This is a genomic window from Streptomyces sp. 150FB (genome assembly GCF_000818195.1).
Lineage (GTDB): Bacteria > Actinomycetota > Actinomycetes > Streptomycetales > Streptomycetaceae > Streptomyces.
In genome coordinates this window covers 2,754,829-2,761,815 of record NZ_JTHL01000001.1, presented here as the reverse complement: position 1 = coordinate 2,761,815, position 6,987 = coordinate 2,754,829, and the positions used below count along the sequence as shown (strand labels likewise).

Here is a 6,987-nt window from a genome sequence, read left to right as displayed (position 1 = left end):
GCCGCCACGGGCGAGCGGAGCCCCGGGCAGCGGCATGTAGCCGATCTCCCCGGCGCCGCCGGTGGCGCCGCGCAGCAGCCGCCCGCCGATGACGATGGCGGCGCCCACGCCGCGGTCGAGCCAGGCGAGGACGAAGTCGTCGTGGTCCTGGGCGGCGCCCTCGTACTGCTCGGCTATGGCGGCCAGGTTGACGTCGTTCTCGATGGTGACCGGGGTGCCGACCACCTCGGCGAGATCGGCCAGCAGGGTACGGGAGTGCCAGCCCGGCAGGTGCGGTGCGTAGCGCAACTGCCCGGTGCCCGGGTCGATCGCGCCCGGGGTGCCGATCACGACGCTCGCCAGGTCGTCGTGGCCGAGACCGGCCAGGCTCAGCGCGCCGTCGACGGCCTCGGCGACGAGCTGCGCCGTGCGGTGGCGTACGTCGTCGGCGACCGCGTCGGCCTCGACCCGGCAGGAGCCGAGCACCGTACCCGTGATGTCGCAGACGGCGGCGTTGATGCCGGTGTGGCCCACGGCCAGTGCCGCGACGTACGCGGCGCCGGGGTTGACCTCGTACAGCACGGCGTTGGGTCCCGGGCGGCCGCTCTGGCTGCCGGTCGTACGCACCAGGCCCGCTGCCGCCAGCCGGTTCAGCAACTGGGAGGCGGTGGGCTTGGAGAGGCCGGTCAGCTCGCCGATCCTGGTCCGGGTGAGGGGACCGTGGGCGACGAGCAGATCGAGGGCGGCCCGGTCGTTCATGGCGCGCAGGACGCTCGGTGTACCCGGCGACGGTATGGATGGTCCGCCCATGTCGCGTACACCTGCCCTTCGTTCCCGGTCCGCCGCGGGTCACCCGCGAGCACACTGTTAGGAAACTTTCCTATCCAGTAGGAGGAACGTAAGACGCACGTCAGCGGGGCGTCAATACCCGTCCGCTTCCGGCCACCGGAGGCAACCAAAGTGTTACCTGCGGGCAACCGGCCGGCCGGCGCCGCCGCCCGCCGCCGCCCGCCGTCCGTCAGCTCACTTCGACAGGTTCTGGCCCTGGTTCTGGCTCGCGCTCTGGGCTCCCGCCGACGGGGAGGCCAGCGGCGAAGCCGCCAGGGACTGCGCGGACGTCGGGTTCGACAGGGCGGAAGGGGCGGCCACGCCGGCCGACGGGTCGTCCTCCGCTTCCTCCTCCGGCGGGAGCGCGGAGCCGCCTATGATCTGCACGCCGGCCTCGTCGAGCGCGCGCTTGACGCGCCAGCGCAGTTCGCGCTCCACGCGCGGCGCCTGACCCGGCATCGTCTTCGCGGTGAGCCGCACCGTCATCGAGTCCAGCAGGACGGCGTCAAGGCCGAGCACCTCGACCGGGCCCCACAGCCGCTCGTTCCACGGGTCGTCCTTGGACATGTTCTCGGCGACGCCGGTGACGATCGACCGGATCCGCTCCAGGTCCTCCGTGGGCCTGACCAGCACATCGACACCGGCGGTCGCCCAGCCCTGGCTCAGGTTGCCGATCCGCTTCACCTCGCCGTTGCGCACATACCAGATCTCGCCGCCCTCGCCGCGCAGCTTCGTGACCCGCAGGCCGACCTCGATCACCTCGCCGGAGGCGACCCCGGCGTCGATGGTGTCCCCGACGCCGTACTGGTCCTCCAGGATCATGAAGACGCCGGAGAGGAAGTCCGTGACGAGGTTGCGCGCCCCGAAGCCCAGCGCCACGCCCGCGACACCCGCCGAAGCGAGAAGCGGCGCCAGATTGATGTTCAGCGCGCCCAGCACCATCAGCGCGGCCGTGCCCAGGACCAGGAACGAGGTGACCGAGCGCAGGACGGAACCGATCGCCTCCGAGCGCTGGCGGCGGCGCTCCGCGTTCACCAGCAGACCGCCGAGCGCGGTGCCCTCGACCGCCTGGACGCTGCGGTTCATCCGCGCGATGAGCCGGGTGAGGGTACGGCGGATGAGGGTGCGCAGGACCAGCGCTATGACGAGAATCAGCACGATCCGCAGGCCCGCACTCAGCCAGGTGGACCAGTTCGCCTCGACCCAGCTCGCCGCGTCGGTGGCCCGGTCGGCGGCCTCGTCCAGGGTGGCGGGGTCGGCGGACGAGGGTGCGGCGGCCGACAGGGCGGACCAGGACACGACAGGAACCTCCAGATACGGGCTGACCGCGGCCGGCACCGGTGCCGGCCACGGACGAGGGCGGGCGCAGCGAGCTGGGCCGGCCGACCAACCACACTAACGGGGCAATGCGGCTCGTCCGATGCCGTGTTCGAGGGAGAGACACTCCTCACGCGGGAAGAGCGGAGCTGTGTGGTCCAAAACACTCCGACGCCGTTACCTGGACGTGGTGGCGTTTCCGCCAGGCATGAGGAGAGACTGAGAGCAGATCGTCCCGGCGCGAGCCACGCGCCGCCGGCGTAATAGGAGGCATCCGTGCCGCATGTCCTGGTCCTCAACGCGTCGTACGAGCCGCTCGGCGTCGTACCGCTCCGCCGCGCGCTCGTCCTCGTTCTGGAGAACAAAGCCGTCTCCCTCGAGGAATCCGGCGCCTTTATGCACAGTGCGAGCCGTGTCATCCCCGCACCCAGCGTCGTACGGCTCAAGCGCTTCGTCCGTGTCCCCTACCGGGGACCCGTTCCCCTGACCCGCCGGGCGCTCTTCGCCCGAGACGGCGGGCGCTGTATGTACTGCGGCTCGGCCGCGACGAGCGTCGACCATGTGATCCCGCGCAGCCGTGGCGGGCAGCACGCGTGGGAGAACGTGGTGGCCGCCTGCCGCCGCTGCAACCACGTCAAGGCCGACCGGCACCTGCGTGAACTGGGGTGGCGGCTCCATCAGGAACCCGCCCCGCCGTCCGGCCTCGCGTGGCGGATCATCGGAACCGGGCACCGGGATCCTCGCTGGATGCCGTACCTCCAACCCTATGGGGCGGAGGACGCCGTGGCCCGGATCGATGGCATATCCGCCTGACGATCCGGGCCTTTGTCGTGCGGAGCCCGAAGCGGTACGGGCCCCGCACGGCGACGCGCGGGCCAGGGGGCGGTTCGGTATGCCTCGGTGTCCCTCGGCGCGGTAAGTGCCTTCGTCACTGCTCGGCGACCGCGTATGCCTCCACCGAGAACAGCGAGTACCCGAAGCGCGTGCCCCTGGCGTCGCCCTGGACCCGTACGTAACGCGTGTCCTTCGCGTCCATCCCGATCGCCTCGCGCCCGCCCTTGCCGTCCTTGACGGTCGCCGCCGTACGCCACGTACGCCCGTCCGGTGAGACCTGCACGCGGTAGCGGCTCGCGAAGGCGTCCTGCCAGGTGAGCACCACCTGTCCGACCCGGGCCGGCGCTCCGAGGTCCACCTGCCACCAGGCGCCGTCCTGGACCGGTGAGGACCAGCGGGTCGCCGGGTCGCCGTCGATCGCCGCCGACGCCGGGAAGGCGGGCGTCTCGTCCCCGGAGGACGACGCCGAAGCCGTGGCCGCGCGGGTGAGGTCGGGGCCGCCGGTGCGAGGCGACGCCCGTACCGTGAGCGTCCGCTCCTCGCCCTGGAAGGCGAGCGGCACCTCGTACGTCCCGGCCGGAGTGCCCTTCGGGACGGTGACCTCGACGGGTACGGTCGCCCGCTGCCCGCGCGGCACCGTCGTCCGCGCCGGTGTCCTGACCTTGATGCCGGACGGCGCCTTCGCGGTGATCGTGCCGCGCACCTCGCCCGGCCGCTGCGCCGCCACCTGTGCCTGCACCCGCTGGGGTCCGCCGCCGATCTCGGCGTCCGTCTCGCCGCGTACGAGATGGAGGCTGGCCTCCGGCTCGTCGGCGTACCACGGCACCACCGTCCGTACGGAGGGCGCGGCGCCGCCGGGGCCCGCGACCCCCGACCCCGTCCCGGCCCAGGCGATCCGTACGGCGTCGGCGCGCAGCCCGTGCGCCTCCGTCTGGGTCCAGCCGGTCGTCGAGACCGCGCCCAGATCGCGCCAGCCCTGGCCCGGGACGTGCGCCTGCACCATCGCGCCGGCGCCCGTACCCGGCTCGGTCATCGTGTTCACGGCGGCGAGCGGCCGGGGCCTGCCGGCGGCGACCGTGTAGTCCTGCGCGGTCCTGGTGACGGAGTCGGACCCGCCCGCGGCGCGGTCCGCGCCCGTCCAGACGGACGACTCCTTGGCCGCCTTGTCCAGGAACGGGTCGAGCACGCCCTTGCCGACCGTCGCGGCGCCCGCGCCCGCGCTTATGGCCGTGCGCTGGTGCTCCAGGTCGAGCGACGCCTGCCAGGCTCCCGCGCCGTCGCCGTCGGACTGGTCCTGCAACATGTCGACGGCCAGCTCACCGGCCGCGCCGTAGTGCGCGAGCTGGTCGAGCCACGGCCGTACCTCGTTGTCGAGCCGGCCGTCCGCCGCCATCGCGAGCCGCTCCGGCGCCTCACGCATCACGGTGAAAGCGGCCCTGAGCCTGCTCGCCGCCGCGTCCCTCGCCTGCTTGTCACCTGTACGGGTGTTCCAGAAATCCGTGAACAGCGGCTTCAGATAATCGGACTCCGAAGCGTTGAGGATGGAGGACGCCTCATTGCCGGCGAGCGCCCCGAGCGCCTCGCGGGCCTTGGCGTCGGGCCCCGCGAGATCGTCGATGGCGGCCTGCCAGGACTCCTGCGGCTGGTAGCCGCGCGGGTTCCAGGCGTAGTCGGCCGCCGTGAACAGCGGGATACGGGAGGCGGTCGGCTGCTCCATGGCGTTGGCGAGCAGCGCGGCCGAGCCACCGGCGACGGCGGGCTCCCTGCCGGTGTACGGGCCGAGGAAGATCCGGCCCTGCTCGAAGTCGTTCACCGGATAGTTGTCCATGGTGACCAGCGGGTGCTGGAACGCACTGCGCGCACCGGCCAGCTCGCTGCCCGTGATGGTGCGGGGTACGACCCCCACGCCCGTCCACGCGACCTGTACGCGCGCGTCGAGCGCCCCGGCGAGCGCGCTCCGGTAGGTCGTCGCACCCTTCTGGTAGTACTCCGTGGGCATCACGGCCAGCGGCTCGCCGCCCGCGTGCCGCTCGGCGAGGTGCTTCGCCACCGCGTTCGCCACATGCGCCTGCGCCCTGGCCGCGGCCGCCGCGCCGGAACCGTAGGTGTCCGCGTCCTTGTCGCAGTGCCACTCGCTGTAGCTGACGTCCTGGAACTGGAGCTGGAAGGCGCGCACCCCCAGCGCCCACATCGCGTCGATCTTGCGGTTGAGCGCCTTGATGTCGCTGTCCGAGGCCATGCACATGGCCTGCGCGGGCGCGACGGCCCAGGCGAGGGTCACATGGTTCGCGCGGGCGCGCTCGGCCAGCTCGCGGAAGTCCGCACGCTGAGCGGCCGGATAGGGGTCGCGCCACTGGGTCTGTCTGTACGGGTCGTCGCCCGGCGCGTAGAGGTAGCGGTTCTGCTTGGTACGGCCCATGAAATCGAGCTGGGCGAGGCGCTGCGGCTGATTCCACGGCGTGCCGTAGAACCCCTCGGCGGTCCCGCGTACGGCGGTGCCGGGCCAGTCCCGTACGACAACGCCGGGGACGGTGAGCCCGCCGCCCGGTTGGCGTGTGACGAGCTGGCGCAGGGTCTGGGCCGCGTGAAAGAGCCCGTCGCTTCCGAGGCCGTCCACGGCGATCGTGTCGCGTCCCCCGACGGAGCCGACCGCGATCCGGTAGCCGCCGTTCGGAAGGTCCGCGCGCTCCGGCGCGCGGAGGGTGCGTAAGGCGTCCTGCGCGGCGGGACCGCCTAAGAGAACGACGGCTCCCGGGGGCGCGGTGGCGGCCGAGGAGGTCTCGCCGACCGTACGGACACCGGCCTGGCGCAGCAGGTCGGTCACGGCGTGCAGGGCGTACGGGTCGGCGCCCCGGCCCACGACGACGGTGACCGTGTCCCCGAGCGGGACCGTCCGGCCCCCGGCCTTGATGGTCTGCGGCCGGGGCCAGACGGGAGGCACCGGGCTCTGGCCCTCCCGGTCGGGCGCGCTGAGCGCGGGGTTGCCCGGGTCGGAGGGCGCGGCGTACGCGCCTGGCGCGGTGCCGAGGAGACCGCCGATCACCGCCACAGCGACGGCGGTCGCTGTCCGCTTCCTGCGCCCGAGCTGCACCTCTGGCTCCCCTCGTGCTTCCGGTTCCGCTCTGGTCCCGCCCGTGTCGCGTCCGTGTCGCGCTGGTGTGGTGCCCGTGGTTTCGTTGAAGGTTGCTGACGGTGGTTGTCTCCGTGGGCAGTGAGCCCACCACCCCCGTGGTCGGGGTGTCAATGCGTGTGGCCGTTGTGTCGCATTTGACCGCTGTGCTACACCACAGTCACAGGTCGTAATCGGCCACGTGACCGAGTGAGTAACCGCACAGATAACCGCACAGGCAACCGCACATGTCATCGCACAGATCGCACACATGGCCACGCAGGTGACCGGGCAGGTGGTCGGGCAGCATGACCGCACATACGTTTACGTGCGGCGCACGTCTGCGGTCGCGTCCGCTGGGTAGGCCTGCTGTGTCCTGTTATCTATCTCTGGAGCCGCGCCATGGCCGCATCCGCCCCGCCGCCCCTCTCGGCCCTTTCCAAACAGACCGTTCCCGCGCCTCTGACCAGCGAACCTCCGATCGCTGATCTCGGTGCGGGACCGCTGACAAGTGAACCCCCGCTCGCCGACGCCGCCCCCCTGACCAGCGAGCCCCCGCTCGCCGACAGTGCCCCGCTGACCAGTGAGCCGACCGCGCCGGGAACGGCCGGCGGCACGGAGTCCCCAGGAGTCTGAAATGAGCCTGGCCAGGCTCGCGGAACTGCACGGTGTCGCCACCTCCTACTCACCCGCACCGGACGTGGACGTCCAGGTCCCCGACGACACGGTGGTCGCGGTCCTCGCCGCGCTCGGCGTCGACGCGTCGACCGCCGCCGCGCTCGACGACGCGCTGAAGCACGCGGAGTCCGCCGCCGAGAGCCGTCTGCTGCCCCCGACCGTGGTGCTGTGGGGCGCGCGGGACGGCGGTGAGCCCGAGTTCCCCCCGGCGCTGACCGCGCTCCCGGCCGGTACGGGCCTGC

At 72.4% G+C, this 6,987-nt stretch carries 5 protein-coding genes and 1 pseudogene; 3 read left to right on the top strand and 3 right to left on the bottom strand.

The genetic code is table 11. The annotated features are described in order from the left end of the window. Both QR77_RS11610 and QR77_RS11605 read right to left on the bottom strand, forming a co-directional pair. On the bottom strand, positions 1-789 hold a 789-nt coding region (locus QR77_RS11610), incomplete at its 3' end, for an ROK family transcriptional regulator (RefSeq protein WP_040021480.1). Positions 790-1,002: 213 nt separating this feature from the next. Next, entirely contained in the window at positions 1,003-2,106 is a 1,104-nt protein-coding gene (locus tag QR77_RS11605; RefSeq protein WP_040021478.1) for a mechanosensitive ion channel family protein, read from the bottom strand. 294 nt (positions 2,107-2,400) lie between these two features. Here QR77_RS11605 and QR77_RS11600 point away from each other — a divergent pair, with 294 nt between their 5' ends. Next, positions 2,401-2,937: an HNH endonuclease gene (locus tag QR77_RS11600; RefSeq protein ID WP_040021476.1), complete on the top strand. Its 537-nt coding sequence runs from the start codon at positions 2,401-2,403 to the stop codon at positions 2,935-2,937. A gap of 115 nt (positions 2,938-3,052) precedes the next feature. Here QR77_RS11600 and QR77_RS11595 read toward each other — a convergent pair whose 3' ends face one another. After that, entirely contained in the window at positions 3,053-6,049 is a 2,997-nt protein-coding gene (locus tag QR77_RS11595; protein WP_040021474.1) for a beta-N-acetylglucosaminidase domain-containing protein, read from the bottom strand. Between the two features lie 420 nt (positions 6,050-6,469). On the opposite strand from QR77_RS11595, the gene QR77_RS11590 reads away from it, so the two are divergent. Further along, positions 6,470-6,703 carry a hypothetical protein gene (locus tag QR77_RS11590; RefSeq protein WP_040021472.1) on the top strand — a complete coding sequence of 78 codons (234 nt, stop codon included), beginning with the start codon at positions 6,470-6,472 and terminating at the stop codon, positions 6,701-6,703. Position 6,704: 1 nt separating this feature from the next. Continuing rightward, positions 6,705-6,987: pseudogene (locus QR77_RS11585) on the top strand (4-alpha-glucanotransferase); the annotation flags it as partial.